The sequence below is a fragment of the Pseudoalteromonas sp. S1727 genome (genome assembly GCF_005886375.1).
Lineage (GTDB): Bacteria > Pseudomonadota > Gammaproteobacteria > Enterobacterales > Alteromonadaceae > Pseudoalteromonas > Pseudoalteromonas haloplanktis.
On record NZ_PNDT01000018.1, the window covers coordinates 14,859 to 36,892 of the forward strand.

The window sequence follows — 22,034 nt, forward strand, 5'->3', positions numbered from 1 at the left end:
TAAAGTAAATATGAAACTGACAGCGTGTTATTAACGCCTAAATTCATCGCTTTGTGGTAAGTTTATTAAAATAAGTACCGCGCCTTTACCACCATATTCAAGAGGCGCTTGGTGTATAGCAATAACATCTGGGTGTTGTACAAGGTATTGCGGTACTTTATGTCTGAGGATATGTCCGCCAATGCCATGCACTACACAGGCACAGTAATAATGCTTCTTTTTGCATTCATGGATTAGGCCCGCTAGCTCATCTTTTGCGATTTCTTTATTTAAACCGTGCAGATCTAATGTTAAATCAGGAATAAAATCCCCACGACGCAGTTGTTTAGCTAAAAATCGGTCATGGCCTTCTCGCACATAATTAACTGTGCCATGTGTGTCTATATCTGGCACATATTCATCAGAAAAGAAAAATTCTGACTGATGTTGCTTTTTTTGCTGGGCAAATTGCTTAGCTTGTGACACTTTAGGTTTACTGGCAAAACGGTGAGTGTCTTGTTTAAACACACGGGCACCACTAATACTTTGACGAAACAAGTCAATGTCGTCAGTGCTGATTTGGCTGTTTGAGGAAGGATCTTTTTTCATGGCGGCAGTCTAAACAAAAAAATGCTAAAAATCGAGGAAAAAGCAAGAGAAAAGGCGTTACAATAGGGCAATCATGGGGACAATGATGCGCCCCGATTGAGTTAATATTTTGAAAGTAGCAGGCAGGAACACATGAGCGAATTACTAATAGAAGAAGCAACCTTAGATGAAGCTGTTGCAGAACTTTCAACATTGCACGATTGGCTTCGTTGGACAACCAGCCAGTTTGCTAGTAGTGGTATTTTCTTTGGTCACGGCACTGATAACGCGTGGGATGAAGCTGTTAGCCTATTACTACCGGCGTTAAGTTTGCCGATCGATGCACCAAAAGAACTAATGCATGCACGATTAACCAGCACCGAAAAAAATCGCCTTGCAGGCTTAATCGCTGAGCGTATTAACGATTTTACTCCTGTTCCATATCTGACTAACATTGCTTGGTTTGCAAATATGCCTTTTTATGTGGATGAACGTGTTCTTATACCACGCTCGCCATTTGCAGAGCTGATCAATAATCGTTTTACCCCTTGGCTTGAAGAGCCACAATCAGTTAACCGCATTTTAGATTTATGCACAGGCTCTGGTTGTATCGCAATCGCACTAGCACAAGCGTTTGAAGAAGCACAAGTTGATGCCGTTGATATCTCGTATGAAGCACTCGAAGTGGCCGATATTAATATTACTGATTATCAGTTGAATGATCGTGTTTTACCAATTCAATCAGATGTGTTTAGTGGTGTTCCTGGTCAAAAGTATGATCTTATCGTGGCCAACCCACCGTATGTTGATGCCGAAGATATGGCTGATTTACCCCGTGAATTCCACCACGAGCCAGAGCTTGGCTTAGCGTCAGGTCATGATGGTCTAGATGTTACTCGTACAATTTTGAGTGAAGCGGCAGATCATCTAACTGATAACGGTTTGTTATTTGTCGAAGTAGGTAACTCTATGGTACACATGGATGCACTTTACCCTGGCGCACCGTTTGAATGGATTGAATTTGAACAAGGTGGCTTAGGCGTATTTGTGATCAGCAAAAAGCAGCTAGTTGAATATTTCGCTGACTGAGCAATATAAAAATTAAAACCGAGCCTAAGGCTCGGTACTTAGTAGTCATTAGGAATGAGGAAAGTTAATGGCAGGTAATAGCATAGGGCAACTATTTAAAGTGTCCACCTTTGGCGAAAGCCACGGCGTTGCCCTAGGCGGTGTTGTGGATGGCACGCCCGCAGGCCTTGAAATCACAGAGGCTGATTTACAAATTGATTTAGACCGTCGCAAACCGGGGCAAAGTCGTTATACAACACAGCGCCGCGAAGACGATCAAATAAAAATTCTTTCTGGTGTATTTGAAGGTAAAACCACCGGTACTAGCATTGGTTTATTGATTGAAAATACCGATCAGCGTTCAAAAGATTACGGCAAAATTAAAGATGTATTTCGTCCAGGTCATGGCGATTACACTTATTGGCATAAATACGGCTTGCGCGATTACCGTGGTGGTGGCCGTTCATCTGCGCGAGAAACAGCTATCCGCGTAGCGGCAGGGGCTATTGCGAAAAAATACCTAAAGCAATTTCATGGTATTGAAGTACGTGCATGTTTAAGTCAACTTGGGCCAATTAAAGCGCAAAGTTACGATTGGGATGAAGTTGAAAACAATTTATTTTTCTTCCCTGATGCTAGCAAGCTTGAAGCCCTTGATGAATACATGCGTGACCTTAAAAAACAAGGTGATTCAGTAGGTGCTAAAGTAAAAGTAGTCGCTAAGAATGTACCCGTTGGTTTAGGTGAGCCAGTATTTGATAGGCTTGATGCAGAGCTTGCTCACTCATTAATGAGTATTAACGCAGTAAAAGGCGTTGAAATTGGTGATGGTTTTGATGTGGTTGAGCAAAAAGGCTCAGAGCATCGCGATGAGTTAACACCTGATGGTTTTACTTCAAATCATGCAGGTGGCGTGCTTGCAGGTATCTCTACAGGGCAAGATATTATTGCATCGATTGCACTTAAGCCCACTTCGAGTATTACTATTCCTGGTAACAGTATTAACACCGAAAACGAAGCGGTGGAAATGATCACTAAAGGTCGTCACGATCCTTGTGTGGGTATTCGTGCAATCCCAATAGCGGAAGCCATGATGGCGATTACATTAATGGACCATTTACTGCGCCAACGTGGGCAAAACCCGCATGTTCATCATGAGCATGGGCCAATTAAAGGCTCAATTTAGGGGCTAGTTAATTGTATTTAGAGTGATTTAGAAGCGCGACTATATGTCGCGCTTTTTTGTTGTGAACGGTTTCATATATCAAAGCTTAAGGAGTGGGAGCAGGCTGTGTTTCTGATCTGTCCATTGTGTAATACGTGTTTTTAAATAGGGGGTAACGGGTGATAGATCAGTAATCGCTATAGAGTTTAAGAATGCCTGATTACTGGTTAGTACAACCCACTCAGATCCTAATTGCGTATCCGTATATTTAAATTTAAGCAGCGATTTATTAAAACGTTTACTGTGTATTTGTAACACCGGCATTAAATCAATATGGTTATTGGATATATGTAGGATCAATAAACCATTACGCGTTAAACGCTGCCAGTATAATGAAAATGCTTCTTCAGTGAGCAAATGAGTTGGAATTACATCACTAGAAAAAGCATCAATGATCAGTGCGTTCATCAATGGTGCTTTATTTTTTACTTCTTCGGTTAAGGTGATTCTGCCATCGCCAATGGCAACTTCAATTTGTGCAGGACTATCTTGTAAATACGAGAAATAACTTGTCGCCATAGTATAAACCGCAGGGTTAAGCTCATAAAAACGGATTCTATCGTGTTTATCGCCAAACTTTGCTAATACGCCTGCACCTAAACCTACAATGCCTATATTGAGGTTTTCTTGTTTTTTTAACGCAGACAGTGATTTGGCGATACCAGTATGTTGATGATAATAGCTATTTTTAAGCTCAGTGTGTTGATCAAGTGGCTGCGAGCCGTGAATGGTTGTGCCATCAATTAACCGTCTTTCAGCAAGATCAGGGGTTGTAATGTCTTTGACGGTGACATACCCATAGAAGTTTCGTTCAGAGGCCAAATTGTATTGATTAAAATTTATAAACAAATAACTGTAACTTGCGCCCCAAACCAACAGCGTAGAGAGTAAAGTCGTTTTATAAAGTACTGATAAATTTTCGGTTTCTGCGAATTGTAGGTAAATAAATAACGTGAGTATCGCAGCTAAGGCGACAATGTACTCTGTTATTTGTGTAAATAATACCGGGGCCAGTAATGCACTGAATAAACTGCCTATCACACCACCTAAAGCGATGTATAAGTAAAATACAGTAAGCTGTGAGCCATCGGGTGCGAGCTTCCTAAGTTCACCATGACAGATCATACAAACAATAAACAAAATAAAGCCATAAATTAGTAGTTGAGCAAGGGCATTAAATTGGCTACCGAGGAAAAACATAATGAGGCCTGCAAATACACTGAGTATGAGTAAATAAGCCCAATGAGTACGGTGATAGTTTTTTACAGAGGCAAAAGTATAACTGAAGGTCAGCAAATAAATTGCTAGGGGCAAAGTCCAGACCAGTGGCATAGGCGGGATATTAGTACTGATCATTTGTGTTGTTGCAATCAGCATTATTGAACTGGTTGCGGAAAATGCGATCCAGAGCACGTTAGGTTTAACGAACAAGCGATTTTTTTGCGCCGTAGCTGTTTGCTGTATAAGCGTACCATTTCTAAACAATACATAAAGCAAGCACAGTAGCAGGGTACAGTAAGTGATTAACCCCACTATCCAATAGTGCTTTTGTTCATTGATTGACAATGTCACTTCAAAAATAAATGGGTAGCTCATCAAAGCAAGTAGTGATCCCAAGTTAGAAAGTGAATACCAATGATACGGGACTGTTGAATGGGTTGATTCAATATACCAACGTTGTAAAAGCACGCTGGTGGCACTGAGTAATATAAAAGCAAGGCCGACTTGCACGAACAGTTTAGCGAATACTAAGGTGGTTGGGGGGAGCAGTAAAAACTTAGTAACATCAAGGTGGCTAAAGGTAATGATGCTTGATAAAAGCACAAGTACAGTATGGGTAAGAAGTTGGTTTTTTAGCTGATAACGACTTAATAAGTGGGCATATAAATAGCCAAGTAAGAGCATACCTTGATAGAAAAATAGGCTGCTAGACCACACCGAAGCACCGCCACCAAACTCTGGAAGCAGTTGTTTTGATAAGATAGGTTGAACTTGAAAGAGCAAAAATGCGCTCACAAAAATAATGAATGTTGATAATATCCGTTGCATCTTTTTTATTACGTAATAAATGGTGCACGAACCATCGACTTAACTCATTTATTCAGCAATGTAATAACCCTTGAGTTTATCTTAAGAAAACCTTAATCTATGATTTATATATATTTATTGGAGTTGTGAGTGACTGGGTTTCGTATAGGAAATTTTGATGTTGATGTTAGTCGGTGTAAAATTTCGTCAGCTGAAAGTGAACAAGTTGTGGAACCTAAGGTCATGGATGTGCTCCAATTTTTGTATTCTCAGCGTGGTAAGGTGGTTAGCCAAGAAGACATTTTTGCCGCTGTATGGCCTAACGCTGTTTTTAGTCCAAGTAACGTACAACGCAATATTGCTTTACTGCGCAAAGCATTAAAAGAAGACTCAAAAAGCCCGCAATTTATTATTACTCATCCTAAGCGGGGTTACTGCCTTGAACTTGATAAAGAAGAAAGTTCGCAAGGTGTAAAATGGCCGATATTCATTTTTATTGCTGTAACAGTAATATGTATAGCTGGAGGCTGGTTTAGTTTTTCTAAACAGATCATAAAAACCGACTTTTCTGTGCTTGTGCCTGTAACCTCTGATGAAGAGAATGAGTCTTATCAATCGCAATCCCATAGTGGAGATTATCTTGCGTTTGTGCGCGGCGATGATAATAAACAACACATATGGTTAAAAGAATTTAAAACAGGTAAAGAAGTAAAATTAACTCGTAACCCTTCGACTTACACTAGTTTAGGTTGGAGCCCTGATGATCGTGCGCTCGCTTTTATAGAAACATATAATGATGCAGTACAATTGGCGTATTTTAATTTGGATATGCTTAATTTAACGACTTTAAGTTATAGTAAGATACTAGAATTTAAAGAATATTTAGTTACTAGTCAGCAATTACAGTGGGCTAATAACAATCAGATTTATTTTATTGAGCGACAAAAAAATAACAATGAAACGCAGCTTTCGCTTGCCAATATAGAAACCAAACGAAAAAAAGTAATCAAAGCATCAGTGGGTCAAGACTGGTTAAAGTTACATGCGTTGTCGCCAGATCAAACGCAATTAGCACTAGGTTACGAGGCTGGGCAAAATAACTACCGCATTGACATACTCAATTTATCGGATAATAGCAGCAAAGCAATTGCTATAGTTGAAAATGGTATTCAGGGCCTTAGTTGGCATCCAAGCGGGGAATACCTGTTAATAAGCAACACCAATAAACTAGTGCTTATCGATCGACAGGGTAATTCAACTGATATTGCATTTAATAATTATCAAATTATCCGAGATGCGAGTTATACCCCATCGGGTGAAGAAATATTAATGGAGCTTGTTAATATTGATGTTGATATTTTGCGCAGCACCAATACAACACCTCAACAGTATGAAAAGCTTATTGATACTTCATCGGTTGATTTCTTACCTGTATTCTCGCCTGATTCAAGTAAATTTGTATTTGAATCTCATCGGTTTGGTTTAAAGCAACTATTTCTGTATGAGCAAGGTAAGCAAACACTTATTTTTGCAAACCCAAATAATGAAGAGCTGTTTGGGGTGGTTTGGTCAAAAAACGGCGAAGAAGTGATCACGGCAAGTAAAGATAAGCTATTTCGCATAGATTTAAATAGCGGTGATTATCAAGAAATACCTCATCCACATCATTCATTTTATCTCAGAGAAAAGTTTAATAACGAAGATGCGATATTAGTTTCATATCGCTCTGAAGACGGTGTTACATTTCATCCAGCAAAATTAGACATGCAAACACTAAGTTTAACGCCATTCACTGGCCAAGGGGAGCGGTTGGCTTGTTATGCAATGGCTTTAGATAAATATGATCGGGTTTACTTTTCTAACAACAAACAAGTATTTAGACTCGCTCATGATAACAGCTTTGAGCAACTATGGCAGGCTGATGACAACGATATTATCGGTCTGGCGGTCGATGATCAAACATTGAATATTACCTCAGAGCAACACGATGGCTATCTGCTCACTATGCTTAATTTACACAGTGCTCGCTCAGAAGTACGGCATATAGTGAATGAGAAGGGCAATATGCTAATCAATGCTTCACATGATAGTACGCAGTTTTTATATCTTACCAAGCCGAAGCGAACACGCACTTTGGTGAGGTTACGGTAGCGCCTTTAGACACCTAAATTGACATGTTTAGTGAATAATCTTGCGCTATTAGTTTCACTAATTCTCTTTTTATAGGGTTGTGAGGAGCGTGATCAGCATGAAGCAACACAATATCAATAACGGGCAAAGGTGGTAGAGCTGGATCATTAATCACCATTAGTCCATTAGTGTTACTTACCTCAGCCATCACACCAACGGCCAGATTAGCTTGCACCAGTGCAGTGAGTGCGCTTACGGAGCCACAGCAGGCAATAATGTTGAATTGGCGCTCGGCCTTTAATAATCCTTCTACAGCTGCTTGATGAAATTTGCAATCACGCTGAAATATCGCAATAGGCAAAGTCATATCGGGTTGATAGTTAAATTTAGGGCTTTTAACCCACACACCTTTACTTGCTTGTAAAAAGTAACCTTCTTCTGAGCTGGGTGAGCGCGTCGCTATTACCATATCAAGTAAGCCTTGATCTAGCTGTGCTTTGAGCTGATTGGTAGGCGCGCAACTAACTTGCAGATCAAGGTGCGGTATATGTTTATGCAGTAATGCCACAACTTTCACTAATACCGTCCCAGCATAATCGTCAGGGCAGGCTAAGCGCACACGGGTTTGTCCGCTAGCGGTTTTAAGTTGTTTATAGGCTTCACCATGCAGTGCTAATAGCTGCTTTGCGTAGCTTGCTAAATGAATGCCGCTGGTAGATAAAACCAGTTGTCGTCCTTGTTTTACAAATAGTTGATTACCCAGCTCTTGTTCGAGTTTTTTCATTTGCATACTGACCGCTGATTGGGTGCGGCATACCTGTTGTGCTGCACGAGTAAAGCTACCAGTATCAACAAAGGCGCAAAAAGTGCGCAGGGCGTCTAAATCCATAGTTAACTCATTTATCAATTTTACTTATGTATTGTATAAAAACTATTGGTAAGTAATTAGTTTAACACTGCTATATAGTGAGGCTATTAAACACTAGCAAGGAACACAAATGCAATTATTTATCGGTAATAAAAACTATTCGACGTGGTCACTTAGAGCATGGTATTTAATGAGTAAATTCAATATTGTTTTTACTGAAAAACAACTCGTGTTAGATACTCCTGAGTTTTATGAAGCGCTTAAAAATAATTTTTCAGTACAAAAAGTCCCCGCCTTGATAGATGGTGACTTACAGGTGTGGGACTCACTGGCAATTTGTGAATACATCAATGATACTTATTTATCTAATGCAGCTTGGCCGAAAGAGCGTGCACAGCGAGCGACAGCCCGCAGCTTAAGCGCTGAAATGCATTCGAGCTTTATGGCATTACGTAATGAAATGCCGATGAATATACGCGCTAAGCGCAAAGTTGAGTTATCTGTGGCGGCAAAAAAAGATCTAGCGCGCATTGATGAAATTTTTACCACACAACAAGCGTGTTACCCCAATGCGTGGTTGTTTGGTGAGTTTAGTATTGCAGATGCCATGTACGCTCCGGTTGTGCTTAGGCTAAAAACCTATCAAATAGTTTTGTCAGCTGCAGCAGAGCAATATTGCCAGCATGTTTTAAGTTGCCCTACTTTACAACAGTGGATCATTGAATCAGGCAAAGAAACAGATATTGTTGCTTGCGATGAAGCGGGTATTGATGTTACCTAAAGTGAATTGTTAATCGATAAGTGTATACGTATGGAACAGATTGAGCTATCACATCAGAGGGCATTAAAGCGGTTAGAAAGGTTTAGTCGTTTTACCGATAGTAGTATTGGTATTCCTTTTACCAATTTTAAATTAGGTGCAGAGTCTCTGATTGGCATTTTGCCTGGGGTAGGCGATTTAGCAGGTCTAATTTTATCAAGTTATGTGCTTTTTGAAGCGCAGCGTTTAGGTGTTAGTTGGGGTGTTAAATTACGGATAATCACAAATATGCTGATTGATTTTTTTGGTGGCCTAATTCCTATAGTGGGCGATATTTTTGATATGTTTTTTAAAGCCAATACCCGTAATACGAAGTTATTGAAAAAGCACTTAGCAGAACGGGTAGAATAGCGGGTTTATTTTTTACTATTAAAAAAGTACTCGGCAATTACTTGTTTTTGTTGGCCAAACTGGTCTGAAATGCCAATACCAATACCGATAATTTTGCCCTCTGCAAATGGGGGATGAGCTTGCATATAGTCATTAACCGTCGCGAGGTTTGGGTTTTTCTCGTTCGCTAGTAATGTTAAATGTGGCTGAAAATTTTGAAATACATTAGGACTACCATAGCGTTCAAATGCCGTTAATTTATTTGGGTAGTGTTTAACCCAGCTTGGGACGGCCGCGTTTGTATCACGTAATGGCTCAATGGCGAGTGTTACTTCGTCAGATAGCCTTTGTAGCTCAGATGAATAGTGCAAATTAATAAATGCCCAATTACTTTGTGACACACTAAAACCTTGTGCGGTGATAGTAAATGCTTGATGTTGCTTAGTAATACTTTCGACCGCATGTTTAATTGCTTGCTCCGAACCCTCTGCAAAATCAGTTAAATATAAAGTAGCGTGAACAGGCATGCCTTTTTCATAAAAGCTAATCATCCCTTGTTTTTTTAATGCTTCGCTGGTTTGTTCAACTAAGTTAATAATTGGCTTTGAAGGAATGGCAAATATATTAATGCTGATACTTTGTGCAAAAGTGGGCAAGGACACGAAAAGTAACCCAATTAACGTTACAACTAAACGTAAAGGCTGTTTTATAAAAGCTAATTTGAACATGAGAGATAACTTCATTCTTAAATTTACAGATTAAATGCAAAGAGTAAGGGTTCTTGCCTGCACAGTAAATAAAAGGAGATAGATAACTGTAAATTTTATGTCCTTAGCCTAAACGTTAAATTTGCGATACAAAGACAGCAACGTGTGAGGCCTGCTACCATTATCAATTTTTACATTCTGAGTAAAAGCCCGTACAATTCGCCTCGATTTAGCGTGTACGCATTGTATTTTTTCGAGGCGAAATAACAGAATTATATGCATCAAATAGCCGATCTTACTTCTATTTTCGAACACACTTTCTACCAAAGTCACAATACGCGCTTGGTTAAAGGTGAGCATGAGCCTATTTATATTCCCGCTAATGCTAATACCTCGTTTCATCAAATTGTGTTTGCGCATGGTTTCTACGCCAGTGCCTTGCACGAAATTGCTCACTGGCTGGTGGCCGGAGAAAAACGTCGTCTAGTAGAGGACTATGGCTATTGGTATTGCCCTGATGGCCGCGATAAGGCGCAGCAGGCTGAGTTTGAAGCGGTTGAAGTAAAGCCACAGGCCATTGAGTGGGCACTGAGTGTTGCCGCGGGTTTTGATTTTAATGTCTCGGTTGATAATTTAAATGGTGAGCAAACCTGTCGATTTGATTTCCAAAAGCGTGTACATCAACAGCTTCAACAATTAATAAAAAATGGCTTTAATTCTCGCACTACCGCACTTTTAAAAGCGTTAAGTGATTTTTATAACACGCCATGGCCTTTAACTGCGGCGCAGTTTGTATGGCAACATCCTCAGGAGTTTAGTGATGCAGTTTAAATTAGGTTTAATCGTTAATCCGGTCGCAGGATTAGGTGGCAGTGTCGCACTTAAAGGTAGTGACGATGTTGCGGCTAAAGCAATAGAGCTTGGCGCAGAGCCGAAAGCCAATTTACGCACTAAAGCCGCACTTGAGGTATTGCTGTCTTATCAAGATCAAATAACAATTTATACTGTTAGTGACTTAATGGGTGAGAACACAGCGAAAGAGCTTGGTTTTAATACCGAGGTTGTTTATCAATGTGAAGATGAAAGCTGCGCTGACGATACTGAAAATGCAGCCAAACTTTTGCAACAGTTAGGTGTTGATTTGATTTTATTTGCCGGTGGCGACGGCACGGCACGCAATATTTGTCATGCTGTAGAAGACGCAGTCCCCGTGCTTGGGATCCCAGCAGGTTGTAAAATTCATTCAGGGGTCTATGCCATTACCCCAAAAGCGGCTGGTCGAGTTGTTGAAATGCTAGTGAAAGGTGAGCTGGTCACCTTGGCTGATGCTGATGTGATGGATATTGACGAAGATGCGTTTCGTCAAGGAACAGTAAAAGCAAAACGTTATGGCGAAATGCAAGTACCGAGTGAAGTACGTTATGTGCAAGCGGTTAAAAACGGTGGTAAAGAAACCGATGAATTGGTGCTAGCAGATATTGCTGCACACGTTGTTAGTGAAATGGAAGAAGATACCTTGTATGTGATGGGCAGCGGCTCAACAGTCGAAGCAATTATGCAAGAGATGGGGCTTGAAAACACCCTGTTAGGGGTTGATTTAGTTGAAAATCAAAGTTTACTTGCTCAAGATCTGACTGCACAACAATTGTTAGAGCTTACTCATGCACGCAATACTAAATTAGTGATCACCCTAATTGGTGGGCAGGGGCATATTTTTGGCCGCGGTAATCAGCAATTAAGCCCCGCACTTATTCGCGCTGTTGGTAAAGACAATATTATTGTCGTGGCAACTAAAACCAAATTACAGGCTTTAAATGGCCGACCGCTTATTGCCGATACAGGTGATAGCGAATTAGATGATGAATTAAGCGGTTATATTCGGGTAACGACCGGATTTAACGACCATGTTATGTACGCTGTGGGTCACCAAGATAGCCTGCAAGCACAGGAGAAGTAATAGTGAGTTTAGTAAATTATATTGATGCAGCTCAACAGTATTTTGACGACTTAGTGATCAAAGCCACTGATGATGAGCTATTTGCCGGTGGTTATTTACGCGGCCATTTTGATTTAGCCGTAGGTTATGCGCAAGTTGAAGAACTGAACCTAGAAGTTGATGAACTTAACGAAACTGTTGAAAAAAGCCTAGTGAAGGCATATCGCAATGGCGAGCTTAATGAAGAAGATAAAGCCCTGGTTGTAAGACTATGGGATGAAGTAAAAGCATTAGCATAATACTCAACTCATACAAAAAACGGCTTTTTAGCCGTTTTTTTGTGCGCTTGAGATAATAACGTTCCTAAAAAGTGAGTTTTTATTCACTTAAAATTTACCTACCGTAGCATTTACGGTAGTGTATATACGTTAAACTTCTAGGGAATAAGCGAAATGAATAACAATAATGATGCGACAATGCCGACAGGGCTAGTTGCACGATTTTTAAACTTTGTAGAAAGGGTGGGTAACAAGCTACCTGATCCAGCAATTATCTTTTTGTTCGCCATGTTATTAATTTGGTTTTTGTCGTGGTGGTTATCGGGCGTTAATTTTGACGCTATCGATCCACGTACAGGCGAAGCCATTATTGTTAATAACATGCTGGCAAGCGACTCATTGGCGACCTTTTTATCGTCAATGGTCAAAACCTTTACAGGTTTTGCACCATTAGGTGTGGTGTTAGTGGCAATGCTAGGTGTTGGTGTGGCCGAACACTCAGGCTTTATTAATACCGGTTTGAAGCTCATGCTTAAAGTCACACCTAAGCAGCTACTCACGCCGTCAATTATCCTCGTGGCAATTGTCAGCCATACAGCCACTGATGCGGGTTACGTATTAGTTATTCCGCTGGCGGGAGTTATTTTTTATGCCGCAGGACGCCATCCACTTGCCGGTATTGCCGCCGCATTTGCTGGAGTAAGTGGTGGTTTCGGTGCTAATTTTATTCCATCAGGGATCGACCCACTACTGCAAAGTTTTACCCAAAGTGCAGCACAAATTATCAATCCAGCGATGTCGATTAACCCGCTTAATAACTGGGCGTTTACCTCCGCTTCAAGCTTATTCATTATTTTACTAGGTTGGTACATTACAGATAAAATTATTGAACCACGGTTAAAAAACACCCCACTTGATGGCAATAAAGAAGACTTACCTGTATTTGAAGATGCCCGTAGTGATGAAAAACGCGCGTTTTTTATTGCAAGTGCTGTGATGGTTGCAGGGCTTGCGTTGTTAGCGTTTGTATCAGCACCAGCAGATTCAGCAATGCGCAGCGCTGATGGCTCGCTCACTAACTTCCGTTCACCGTTAATGCAGTCAATTGTACCGCTCATCTTCTTACTGTTTTGGATACCGGGTGCGGTTTATGGTTTTACCGTTGGCACCTTTAAAAGCTCTAAAGATATGATCGATGCCATGAGCAAAGCAATGAGCGGCATGGCGTATTACATTGTAATGGCGTTCTTCTGTGCTTTATTTATTGCCGCGTTTAGTAAATCTAATTTAGGCGCATTATTGGCAATAGAAGGGGCACAGTTGTTAAAGGCCATGCAATTACCTAGTGCAGTAACTGTTGTGGGCATCATCTTTTTAACGGGCTTTGTTAACTTATTTGTGGGTTCGAGCTCTGCTAAATGGGCGTTACTAGGCCCTGTATTTGTGCCTATGCTGATGCAACTGGGTATTTCACCGGACTTAACCCAAGCGGCGTACCGAGTAGGCGATTCCAGTTCAAACATCATCACGCCATTAATGCCGTACTTCCCGCTGGTCGTGGTGTATTGCCAAAAATACGTCAAAGGCACAGGCATCGGCACGCTGATCGCCATGATGCTGCCATACTCAATCGCTTTTATGATCGGTTGGAGTTTATTTTTACTCGGCTACTGGGCATTAGGTATACCACTAGGCTTAGATGCAAGTTACGTTTATCCTGCTATAGCACCTTAATAACTAGGACGTAAACTTTAAAAAGGGGGCCTCATCATGAAAATGGTGAGGCTTTTATTTTAGTTTTAAATTTTATGAAAAACTAAACAAGCTCATTTTTTTTACTTTTGTTTACAAGTAATATTCATTACCTTGTATCTTCCGAAGGTTTTTTATACTATTATTGATGTTGACTACTATAAGGATTAAGGATTAAGGATTAAGGATTAAGGATTATGATTAAAAAACTATTTTTACTTATTGGTGTATATTTTTTATTTACATCAGCCCCTACACTAGCAAACTCTTGCCTAGATAGCTTGAAAAGTTCAAACCCAACTTGCCAACAGAGTTACTCTTATGATGTATTAGTTATGTATTTTAAGGATGCAGACAACAAAGAGCATAAAGTACATGCGAAGCGGGTGCGTCAAAAATCAACAGGGGCTTTAGTGCATGTTGACTATGATTTTGTGTCAAACTGTACAAATGATTGCAGCTCATTAGATGCAAAAACAAATGATATTCTTTGGGCATTTCGCACCGCTTATATGGAAAACAAACTTTATCAAAAAGTGATTTATAAATGCGATCCAACAGTCGAAGTTTGTTGTGATGAAACTGGCTGTACTGAAATATACGATGTAGATAAGCCATTGGATGAGAGTCGCTCTTCACTCGAAGAAGTTTATAATGATCATCAATTTATTCAGAAAAGAGGTAGTAAAAATAAAGATGGAGATTTGATTGATAAGTATATTGGCCGAGCTGATGGTGTTACTAACATAATAGATAAAATCATGCGTAATAGTTCCAACGGGCAACAAGTTAAGCAGGACATGGAGGAGGCAACTGCTCAACCATTGCAATTTCAAATTGTACAAACAGATACTGGTGCAACTTTCGTATGTGCTGTTACAGGAGCGTTTTGTAAAACAATTTCTGGGATAGCAACCTCAAGTGCTCACATGGCAAAGTTTGATTTATATCATGATAAAGGTGACAGATTTAATAGGAATCTACGAAACTTTTTAGAAGGCATTTATCAAGATGGACGAGAAATGACTTGTAGTCAATCAACATCATGTAGCTCAGATGGGAAAAACTGCACAATTAATATGACTTGCAGAAAGTATTAGTAATATTTGCTTCTGTATGAAAATACAGAAGCTTTTAATTTTAAATCAACTTCACTTCTCATAGCTAATTATAATTTTTTCAGTAGTGGTGGATATAACGCCACCATTTTTATTGAGCATCTTTGTTATACGTATGTCTGGCAGGCCGTCCCCGGTAATATCTTTAATGATTATTTCTTTTTGATCACTGAAACTGGTAAAAGTAGAGAAAATAAGATTATCTTTCCTATTGATCACAAAAGGAGAGGGGGTAACGCTCGTTTCTTGTATTTCATAACTAGTGTCAGTAAAAGCTAAACTAGTTTTAAAGTTATCCGTCCATACCGTAGAACTTAAGTTATCATTTATAGCTGATATTACCGCAGGATTAGCCTTAACAGCTAAAGTAAATATAATAAGTAGTAGAGCAGTAAATAGCCTCATGATTTTTCCTTAACTAGCAGTTTGCGTGTGTTGATAAGTGGAAGATCATCAAAGCATAGTTACTTTGATGATCTTACATTTGCTATTTATAGGCTGATAGTTGAGTTATTATTTGAAGTAGGCAGGTTCTGCTGGTTTTGATCTTGTGCGCCAACATCTGTCGATGGGCTTGTTGATGAAGCAATATTATATGTAGCACCAGAAGAGCTTTGGATTTGTAGTACCAGAATATACGCTGTAGCACTTACTTCAAAGCCTGGGATCAAACCGGTTACCATAAGATCAACATCCACAGAGCCGTTACTGTTGACTAAGTTCTTGCATTGCTTCTTTGATTTCTTGCTTGTGCGTTTCGGCATTGGCACCGAAACCAAGCCAGCCCCAAAAGCCACTAACACCCCCAGGTATACTGTATTCAGACACCATTTTTTGATAGGTGCGAGAGCTTTCTAGATTTACAATCGAAAAATCAAACGAGCCAGACATTTTTGCCCAAGCACCTGCACCGGATACCGTGACCCCGCCCCCTGAAATAGTCCCTTTTTTTCTGAGAGCTGCCAAGTTTCAGCTTCAGTTGATGCAAGCGCGGTTTTATTCGCAGGAGTCGTATTCGTGACTAAGATTGTTGTTGGATTCGAAAATATAGTAAGTGTATTTGACATGATAAATCTCCATTTTAAGTTTGCTGAGTATTAACTTGAATAAAGATGTATTCCTTATCCCACAAACTTTATAGTTGAGAAAATCACCATTGTTCTACATGAAAAATTTATAACGCAGTTAGCGCTTTATTTAGCCCGCTAGAATGGTTAAATATTTAAGTCGATTGGTATTACATACTATTACAAGTAATAAAGTGAAGGTTTGCCTAGGACTGAGATTTACTGCTGTAACGCTGTGCTAAAAAAAAACCTTGGCACTTTCGTGGCAAGGTTTTTTTATTAAAGAGACGTTGCTTATTTAGCTGTAAAGCTTACTGGGCGACGTTCTTTACGAGGACCGCTACGCTTATCACCGCGAGGGCCGTCATTGCGCTTTCTGTCACCAGCTGGGCGTTCGCTGCGCTCAGGGCGCTCAGAAGCTGCTTCAGCTTTTGTAAGTGTCATTCCCATTGGGCGTTTACAAATAAACACTTTTTGGAAGTGATCTAATACATCTTTCGGCATGTTTTGCGGTAGTTGTACCGTACTGTGACTGTCGTGAAGACGAATGTCACCAATAAACTTGCTTGAGATATCTGCTTCGTTAGCGATTGCACCCACAATGTTCTTAACCTGAACACCATGCTCACGACCCACTTCGATACGGTATGTATCCATAGGACCTGCATCACGGCTATTACGCTCACGAGGTTTTGAATCACGGTCACGAGTAGGGCGATCACCACGCTCGTTACGACGGCCACGATCACCACGGTCATTACGTGAGTTACGTTCGCTACGCTCACGTTGTTGAATTTTAACTTCTTCAACTTTAATTGGTGATTGTTGCTGTGCTAAACACAGTAATGCACCCGCTAGGTCTTCAGGAGTAAGTTCAAGCTTTTGCGCCATATTAGCAGCGACTTCATTAAAGAAAGTAATATCTTTGTTTTCAAGTGCAAGGCTAAGCTTGGCTTGTAATGCTGCGATACGTTTTTCTTCAACTACTTTTGCCGTTGGTAATTCAACTTGTGCAATATCTGAATTCGTATGACGAATGATATTTTTAAGTAAATAACGTTCGTTATGTTTTACGAAAAGAATCGCTTTACCAGTACGACCAGCACGACCTGTACGGCCGATACGGTGAACGTAGGCTTCAGAATCTTGCGGAATATCGTAGTTGATAACAAGGCTTAAACGGTCAACATCTAGACCACGTGCCGCAACGTCAGTTGCGATAACAATGTTTAACATGCCGCTTTTTAAGCGATCAACTGTGCGTTCACGTGCTTGCTGGTTCATGTCGCCGTTAAGTGGCGCAGCAGAGAAACCTTCGCGCTCTAATAACTCAGCAAGTTGTACAGTGTCGTTACGTGTACGTACGAAAACAATCGCACCTTCGTATTGTTCAGCTTCTAAGAAACGAACAATCGCTTTATTCTTGTGTACGCTGGCATTCCAAAACACTTGCTCAACAGATGATACAGTTGAGTTACGCGCAGAAATATGAACCTGTTCAGGGTTATTCATATATTTGCTGCTGATGTTTTGAATTTGCTTAGGCATAGTCGCAGAGAAAAGACATGTTTGCTTTTCACGCGGTGTTTTTTCCATGATGTTTTCAACATCATCGATAAAGCCCATACGTAACATTTCATCGGCTTCATCAAGAACAAGCGCTTGTAAGCTGTCGAACTTGATTGTACCGCGGTTAATATGATCGATTAAGCGACCAGGTGTCGCGACAATAATTTGCGCGCCACGACGAAGTGCACTTAATTGGATGCTGTAGCTCTGGCCACCATAAAGTGCCAACACTTCAACACCACGAGTGTGTTTAGCATATTGTTCGAATGCCTCAGCTACTTGGATCGCAAGCTCACGGGTTGGTGTGAGAACAAGGATCTGTGGCTGCTTCACAGACGGGTCAATATTATTAAGTAATGGCAGTGCAAATGCTGCTGTTTTACCTGTACCCGTTTGCGCTAGTCCCAGTACGTCCTTTCTTTCTAGCAATAACGGTATACATTGAGCTTGGATTTCAGATGGTGTCTTGTAACCCAACTCTTCAACTGCTTTTAAAATTGCAGGAGAAAGATTTAGAGATTCAAACGTGACTGGTTCTGACATTAATACGCCTCAACGAATTTAAAGAGGCGCGCATTGTATAGGAAATACGAGGCAATTGCTTGTATAAATTACAACTAATTTGTATGTGGTTGATGTTGGTCATAATTTAACCAGCTTGATTGAGGTCAAATTAAGCTGGTTAACATATTTGATACAGAACTTATTGATAAAGTCCAAGATTTTCTTTTGCGTACGCTTCAAACTCAGTGAAACCACCAATGTGTTTTTGGTCAACAAAAATTTGCGGCACAGTTGGACAAGGTTTACCTGCTGATTGCTCTAAATCAGCTTTACTGACGCCTTCTTTAATAATATCAACATAGCGATATTTAAAATCGTCACGTTCATCAGCTAGTTTCTGTGCAACATCTTTTGCACGAACACAAAATGGGCAGCCTTCACGGCCAAAAATTACAGTTAACATATCGCTCTCCTCGATTTAATTTGAACCTATCATAACTAACTTACTAAAAATATATAGCGTAAAAATGCGATTGGCGTATTCCATTTTTTTAATTGTCGGCACGTAAGCTAATACCTAATTCACTCGAATAGCCCATTGAACGGGCAGTGATCTGCAGTTGCTCATTAATCACATAATAAGTTGGAAACGCGCTGATTTTATAATTACTCTGAGTTTGCTGATCGCCTAACAAAATTGGCATGGTGAGTTTAAGTTCGTCAACAAACTGTATAACCTCGTGTTGATTTTTATAATCAAGCGCAATACCAACGGCATTAATATCAGAGTCAAGTAGCGCTGCTTCTAGATTTGGCATGCTGTATTTGCACACTGTGCACCAGGGCGCAAAAAAGTATATAACAGTCGTTTTGCCTTTAAGTTCAGCAATACTTAAACGTGTATCAGTAGCGCTTAGTAACGGTAAGTTAAAGTAAGGGGCTGGACTGCTATCTGTTTTTAGTAAATTGCGCTCCTGGAATGCACTAACCAGAAAAAAGATTATTGCTGCTAAAGCTATGTTTATTAGTGTACTGCGTAAAAGTTTCAAACACATCTCCAAGGTTAGTTGCATTTTTATGGTTGAATTAATCAGTTTAACCCTAAGGTCTAGTAAAACCATGTAAATGTTTAAATTTTATTTTTAACAGGAGAACATGATTATGAGTAACACTATACAACCGGCAATGAAAATGCCTACCTTTAAAGCAAATGGTATTGATGGCAAATCTTTTGATTTAACGCAGCGGCAGACTGATCTGCCATGGAAGATGATTGTTGTGTACCGTGGCAAGCATTGCCCATTATGTACCAAACAATTAAATGCATTGGCGAAAATGAAAGGTGACTTTTCTGACGCAGGAGTTGAGTTAGCTGCGGTTAGTGCTGATAGTTCAGAGCAACTTAAGCAGCATCTTAATGATTTAGATGTCAATTTCCCTTTATATAGCGGGTTAACTTTAGTGCAAATGAGTGATTTTGGTTTGTATATTAGTGAGCCTCGTAATGAAAATGAGACCGACCATCCATTTTCAGAACCAGCTATATTTGTACTGAATGAGCAAAATCAAATTCAGATTTTAGATAAATCGAATGCACCATTTTCACGTCCTGATCTAAATGCGCTTCTATCGGGAATTAAATTTATTCGTGAAAACGATTACCCAATTCGTGGCACACTCGCGCCATAAAAGTACTTTGAGGCACGCTTAATGCGTGTCTCTGACATTTTTTTAAATTTTTTTATTTATTTACTTGAAAACAATTTTGCCGTCCATATATAGTTTAATGAGGACGCCTGATGGGTCCCAAACCAAACAGAAGTAATTGAAATTTATATTATTAATTAAACTTTGCCCGTGCTTGTTCAACCGAAAAGCACCTGCAAAATATCGCTTAAATATGAGGATATTATTATGCGTACAGTAGACTTATCACCACTTTATCGTTCATTCATTGGTTTCGATCATTTAGCATCTTTAATGGATGCGGCAGCTCGCACAGACAAGCAGCCAAGTTTTCCTCCTTATAACATTGAAGCACTCGATAAAGACAAATATCGCATCACTATGGCTGTGGCCGGTTTTAGTGATAATGAACTGACTATCGAGTCAGAAAACAACACTTTAAAAGTAGCCGGTATCAAAGCTGATAAAGGTGAAACTGAAGAACGTAAATTTATTCATCAAGGTATCGCAGAACGTAACTTTGAGCGTAAGTTTCAGCTAGGCGACCATGTCAAAGTACTGGGTGCTGATCTAGCGAATGGCTTATTAAGTATCGATTTACAGCGTGAAATACCTGAAGCACTTAAACCACGTAAAATTGAAATTGGCAGTGGTAACTTGCTAGAAGGGAAATAACGAACCCTTTGACATTTTTCTCCCTGATTTAATTGTTATTTTTAGCCGCCTCAATTGAGGCGGCTTTTTAATGTTTGTTTAATGAGTGTCGTTTTCACACAGTAATAATAGTGAAGGGAATACCTTATCGTGTTAGAGTTTTTCTATATTATCTAGGCACCACTGCGCTCTATTAAGAATAGCTTGCTGCTGCTCTTGAGGTTGCTTTTGCCAATTTTTATAGACCATACCAATCCGAGGATTACTCGCTAAGCGCGTTTGATGGCTGTGCATAAATTGCCAGTATAAGCTGTTAAACGGGCAGGCCGTGATTTCAGTTTTTTGCTGTACCTTGTAGTGACAATTTTTACAGTAATCACTCATTTTGTTTATGTAGTTACCGCTTGCAGCATACGGTTTGGTGGCGATAAGACCACCATCAGCAAATTGACTCATCCCACGGGTGTTAGGCATCTCTACCCATTCAATAGCATCGATGTAAATGCCTAAATACCAGCTATCAACTTCCTTTGGCTCAATACCGGTTAATAAGCAAAAGTTACCAGTGATCATTAAGCGTTGTATATGATGCGCATAGGCGGTTTCCAAACTTTGCGTGATTGCTTGTTTCATGCAGTTCATTTTTGTTTTGCCACTCCAAAAGTAATCGGGTATCGAGCGGTTGGCATGTAGTGCATTTTTAGTTGCGTAAGCGGGCATATTTTGCCAATAGATCCCTCTAACATACTCACGCCATCCTAAAATCTGCCTGATGAATCCTTCAACTTGGGCAAGATTGATCTGATCTTGGCGTGCTGTAAATTCAGCGAGGACTCGATTAATAACGTGCATTGGGTGCAACATCTTAGTGTTTAACGCAAACGCTAATCGGCTATGATATAAGCTCCATTGGTGTGGACTTTGACAGGTCATAGCGTCTTGAAATTGTCCAAATTTGGGTAAAAGGTCACTGCAAAAATAGTCGAGTAATTGCTTTGCTTGCGCGCGACTGGTTGGCCATAGTAAGGTTGTTGAACATTGACCAAAAGTATTTACGCGGTGCCTTTTGATGCGCTGTAAAATGACCTCAATATTATTGGTAAATATTTTTGGTTCAGGGATGGCGGCTAAATCGGTTTTTTTTAACTTGTTACGGTTGTCTTGATCAAAATTCCATTGCCCTCCTTGCGGTGCATTATCTTGTATTAGTATATTAAAGCGCTTACGCATCATGCGATAAAAAAATTCCATCTTTACCTGTTTATCTCTTGTAAAGTGATCGCCAATGTCAGCATAAGGTAATAAAAAATGTTCGCTATCGCAGCCACTTACTTTTAAGCTACTGCGTGATTTAAACTGCAGCATTTGTTGTTGCAGGCGATACTCATCAGGATACTGATATTGAATTTGCTGGCACTGATATTGCTCGGCTAAGCGCGTTAATAGTAATGTGATGCAAGCATCGTTCTGGGTATCATCTAAGGTTAAATGAAGTACATTTAATTGGGCTTTTTTGAGCGCAGCGGCAAAGTTTTCCATTGCTGTGAAAAACGCCACCACTTTTTGTATATGGTGTTTTACATAATCGGTTTCTTGTTTTAATTCAGCAATGACATAAAGGTATTGCGTTTGGTTCTCTTCTTTATACCAACTGTGGTTAGCGTTGAGTTGATCGCCAAAAATAAATCGCAGCGTTTTATACATTATAATTTTTGCCCAAAATAACT

General features: G+C 39.9%; 23 protein-coding genes. 12 read left to right on the top strand and 11 right to left on the bottom strand.

Features of this window, described 5'->3' with window-relative positions:
• Positions 1-30: 30 nt before the first annotated feature.
• Complete coding sequence (smrB, locus tag CWB85_RS05955; protein WP_016710258.1) at positions 31-588, bottom strand: endonuclease SmrB; 558 nt, start codon at positions 586-588, stop codon at positions 31-33.
• A gap of 132 nt (positions 589-720) precedes the next feature.
• Between smrB and prmB the strand changes: the two genes are divergently transcribed.
• Entirely contained in the window at positions 721-1,656 is a 936-nt protein-coding gene (gene prmB, locus CWB85_RS05960; RefSeq protein WP_138554377.1) for a 50S ribosomal protein L3 N(5)-glutamine methyltransferase, read from the top strand.
• A gap of 67 nt (positions 1,657-1,723) precedes the next feature.
• On the top strand, positions 1,724-2,821 hold the full coding sequence (gene aroC / locus CWB85_RS05965) for a chorismate synthase (protein ID WP_138554378.1): 1,098 nt from the start codon (positions 1,724-1,726) through the stop codon (positions 2,819-2,821).
• Positions 2,822-2,899: 78 nt separating this feature from the next.
• On the opposite strand, the gene CWB85_RS05970 is transcribed toward aroC, so the two are convergent.
• Positions 2,900-4,909 carry a spermidine synthase gene (locus CWB85_RS05970; RefSeq protein WP_138554379.1) on the bottom strand — a complete coding sequence of 670 codons (2,010 nt, stop codon included), beginning with the start codon at positions 4,907-4,909 and terminating at the stop codon, positions 2,900-2,902.
• A gap of 129 nt (positions 4,910-5,038) precedes the next feature.
• On the opposite strand from CWB85_RS05970, the gene CWB85_RS05975 reads away from it, so the two are divergent.
• Positions 5,039-7,039: a winged helix-turn-helix domain-containing protein gene (locus CWB85_RS05975; RefSeq protein ID WP_138554380.1), complete on the top strand. Its 2,001-nt coding sequence runs from the start codon at positions 5,039-5,041 to the stop codon at positions 7,037-7,039.
• A 13-nt stretch (positions 7,040-7,052) separates the two neighbouring features.
• On the opposite strand, the gene CWB85_RS05980 is transcribed toward CWB85_RS05975, so the two are convergent.
• The gene (locus CWB85_RS05980; RefSeq protein WP_138554381.1) at positions 7,053-7,907 is read right to left on the bottom strand and encodes a LysR family transcriptional regulator; all 855 of its coding nucleotides are present in this window, start codon (positions 7,905-7,907) and stop codon (positions 7,053-7,055) included.
• Between the two features lie 109 nt (positions 7,908-8,016).
• Between CWB85_RS05980 and CWB85_RS05985 the strand changes: the two genes are divergently transcribed.
• The gene (locus tag CWB85_RS05985) at positions 8,017-8,667 is read left to right on the top strand and encodes a glutathione S-transferase family protein (RefSeq protein WP_138554382.1); all 651 of its coding nucleotides are present in this window, start codon (positions 8,017-8,019) and stop codon (positions 8,665-8,667) included.
• A 30-nt stretch (positions 8,668-8,697) separates the two neighbouring features.
• Positions 8,698-9,057: a DUF4112 domain-containing protein gene (locus tag CWB85_RS05990; protein WP_138554383.1), complete on the top strand. Its 360-nt coding sequence runs from the start codon at positions 8,698-8,700 to the stop codon at positions 9,055-9,057.
• A gap of 5 nt (positions 9,058-9,062) precedes the next feature.
• Here CWB85_RS05990 and CWB85_RS05995 read toward each other — a convergent pair whose 3' ends face one another.
• Complete coding sequence (locus CWB85_RS05995) at positions 9,063-9,764, bottom strand: 2'-5' RNA ligase family protein (protein ID WP_138554384.1); 702 nt, start codon at positions 9,762-9,764, stop codon at positions 9,063-9,065.
• A gap of 255 nt (positions 9,765-10,019) precedes the next feature.
• Here CWB85_RS05995 and CWB85_RS06000 point away from each other — a divergent pair, with 255 nt between their 5' ends.
• The 5 genes from CWB85_RS06000 (at position 10,020) to CWB85_RS06020 (ending at position 14,809) form a co-directional block, all read left to right on the top strand.
• Complete coding sequence (locus CWB85_RS06000) at positions 10,020-10,574, top strand: elongation factor P hydroxylase (RefSeq protein ID WP_138554385.1); 555 nt, start codon at positions 10,020-10,022, stop codon at positions 10,572-10,574.
• A complete protein-coding gene (locus tag CWB85_RS06005) occupies positions 10,564-11,700 on the top strand; it encodes an ATP-NAD kinase family protein (protein WP_138554386.1) in 1,137 nt (378 codons plus the stop codon). Before CWB85_RS06000 ends, CWB85_RS06005 begins: the two co-directional genes overlap by 11 nt.
• Positions 11,701-11,702: 2 nt before the next feature.
• The gene (locus CWB85_RS06010; RefSeq protein ID WP_138554387.1) at positions 11,703-11,978 is read left to right on the top strand and encodes a YfcL family protein; all 276 of its coding nucleotides are present in this window, start codon (positions 11,703-11,705) and stop codon (positions 11,976-11,978) included.
• A 153-nt stretch (positions 11,979-12,131) separates the two neighbouring features.
• Positions 12,132-13,691, top strand: coding sequence for an AbgT family transporter (locus CWB85_RS06015; protein WP_016710270.1), 1,560 nt, complete (start codon positions 12,132-12,134; stop codon positions 13,689-13,691).
• A gap of 215 nt (positions 13,692-13,906) precedes the next feature.
• Entirely contained in the window at positions 13,907-14,809 is a 903-nt protein-coding gene (locus CWB85_RS06020) for a hypothetical protein (protein ID WP_016710271.1), read from the top strand.
• Between the two features lie 51 nt (positions 14,810-14,860).
• Here the strand turns inward: CWB85_RS06020 and CWB85_RS06025 are convergent, their stop codons facing one another.
• The 6 genes from CWB85_RS06025 to CWB85_RS06050 all read right to left on the bottom strand — a co-directional run bounded on the left by CWB85_RS06025 (position 14,861) and on the right by CWB85_RS06050 (position 19,016).
• Positions 14,861-15,232, bottom strand: coding sequence for a hypothetical protein (locus CWB85_RS06025; protein WP_016710272.1), 372 nt, complete (start codon positions 15,230-15,232; stop codon positions 14,861-14,863).
• 86 nt (positions 15,233-15,318) lie between these two features.
• Entirely contained in the window at positions 15,319-15,525 is a 207-nt protein-coding gene (locus tag CWB85_RS06030) for a hypothetical protein (RefSeq protein ID WP_084440777.1), read from the bottom strand.
• Between the two features lie 7 nt (positions 15,526-15,532).
• Positions 15,533-15,793 carry a hypothetical protein gene (locus CWB85_RS06035; protein WP_050901607.1) on the bottom strand — a complete coding sequence of 87 codons (261 nt, stop codon included), beginning with the start codon at positions 15,791-15,793 and terminating at the stop codon, positions 15,533-15,535.
• Positions 15,794-16,188: 395 nt separating this feature from the next.
• Positions 16,189-18,006, bottom strand: coding sequence for a DEAD/DEAH box helicase (locus tag CWB85_RS06040; protein ID WP_138554388.1), 1,818 nt, complete (start codon positions 18,004-18,006; stop codon positions 16,189-16,191).
• A gap of 160 nt (positions 18,007-18,166) precedes the next feature.
• Positions 18,167-18,430 carry a GrxA family glutaredoxin gene (locus tag CWB85_RS06045; protein ID WP_138554389.1) on the bottom strand — a complete coding sequence of 88 codons (264 nt, stop codon included), beginning with the start codon at positions 18,428-18,430 and terminating at the stop codon, positions 18,167-18,169.
• Between the two features lie 88 nt (positions 18,431-18,518).
• Positions 18,519-19,016 carry a TlpA family protein disulfide reductase gene (locus CWB85_RS06050; RefSeq protein ID WP_138554390.1) on the bottom strand — a complete coding sequence of 166 codons (498 nt, stop codon included), beginning with the start codon at positions 19,014-19,016 and terminating at the stop codon, positions 18,519-18,521.
• 112 nt (positions 19,017-19,128) lie between these two features.
• Between CWB85_RS06050 and CWB85_RS06055 the strand changes: the two genes are divergently transcribed.
• Positions 19,129-19,656 (top strand): redoxin domain-containing protein, encoded by a 528-nt coding sequence (locus CWB85_RS06055; protein ID WP_029216061.1) that lies wholly within the window; start codon positions 19,129-19,131, stop codon positions 19,654-19,656.
• 225 nt (positions 19,657-19,881) lie between these two features.
• Complete coding sequence (locus tag CWB85_RS06060) at positions 19,882-20,328, top strand: Hsp20 family protein (RefSeq protein WP_138554391.1); 447 nt, start codon at positions 19,882-19,884, stop codon at positions 20,326-20,328.
• 132 nt (positions 20,329-20,460) lie between these two features.
• Here the strand turns inward: CWB85_RS06060 and CWB85_RS06065 are convergent, their stop codons facing one another.
• On the bottom strand, positions 20,461-22,017 hold the full coding sequence (locus CWB85_RS06065; protein WP_138554395.1) for a cryptochrome/photolyase family protein: 1,557 nt from the start codon (positions 22,015-22,017) through the stop codon (positions 20,461-20,463).
• Positions 22,018-22,034: the final 17 nt, after the last annotated feature.

Excerpts from the sequence above, each read along its gene's own strand:
- smrB (WP_016710258.1), bottom strand. The coding sequence starts at position 588 with ATGAAAAAAGATCCTTCCTCAAACAGCCAAATCAGCACTGACGACATT.
- prmB (WP_138554377.1), top strand. The coding sequence starts at position 721 with ATGAGCGAATTACTAATAGAAGAAGCAACCTTAGATGAAGCTGTTGCA.
- aroC (WP_138554378.1), top strand. The coding sequence starts at position 1,724 with ATGGCAGGTAATAGCATAGGGCAACTATTTAAAGTGTCCACCTTTGGC.
- CWB85_RS05970 (WP_138554379.1), bottom strand. The coding sequence starts at position 4,909 with ATGCAACGGATATTATCAACATTCATTATTTTTGTGAGCGCATTTTTG.
- CWB85_RS05980 (WP_138554381.1), bottom strand. The coding sequence starts at position 7,907 with ATGGATTTAGACGCCCTGCGCACTTTTTGCGCCTTTGTTGATACTGGT.
- CWB85_RS05985 (WP_138554382.1), top strand. The coding sequence starts at position 8,017 with ATGCAATTATTTATCGGTAATAAAAACTATTCGACGTGGTCACTTAGA.
- CWB85_RS05990 (WP_138554383.1), top strand. The coding sequence starts at position 8,698 with ATGGAACAGATTGAGCTATCACATCAGAGGGCATTAAAGCGGTTAGAA.
- CWB85_RS05995 (WP_138554384.1), bottom strand. The coding sequence starts at position 9,764 with ATGTTCAAATTAGCTTTTATAAAACAGCCTTTACGTTTAGTTGTAACG.
- CWB85_RS06000 (WP_138554385.1), top strand. The coding sequence starts at position 10,020 with ATGCATCAAATAGCCGATCTTACTTCTATTTTCGAACACACTTTCTAC.
- CWB85_RS06005 (WP_138554386.1), top strand. The coding sequence starts at position 10,564 with ATGCAGTTTAAATTAGGTTTAATCGTTAATCCGGTCGCAGGATTAGGT.
- CWB85_RS06015 (WP_016710270.1), top strand. The coding sequence starts at position 12,132 with ATGAATAACAATAATGATGCGACAATGCCGACAGGGCTAGTTGCACGA.
- CWB85_RS06020 (WP_016710271.1), top strand. The coding sequence starts at position 13,907 with ATGATTAAAAAACTATTTTTACTTATTGGTGTATATTTTTTATTTACA.
- CWB85_RS06025 (WP_016710272.1), bottom strand. The coding sequence starts at position 15,232 with ATGAGGCTATTTACTGCTCTACTACTTATTATATTTACTTTAGCTGTT.
- CWB85_RS06040 (WP_138554388.1), bottom strand. The coding sequence starts at position 18,006 with ATGTCAGAACCAGTCACGTTTGAATCTCTAAATCTTTCTCCTGCAATT.
- CWB85_RS06045 (WP_138554389.1), bottom strand. The coding sequence starts at position 18,430 with ATGTTAACTGTAATTTTTGGCCGTGAAGGCTGCCCATTTTGTGTTCGT.
- CWB85_RS06055 (WP_029216061.1), top strand. The coding sequence starts at position 19,129 with ATGAGTAACACTATACAACCGGCAATGAAAATGCCTACCTTTAAAGCA.
- CWB85_RS06060 (WP_138554391.1), top strand. The coding sequence starts at position 19,882 with ATGCGTACAGTAGACTTATCACCACTTTATCGTTCATTCATTGGTTTC.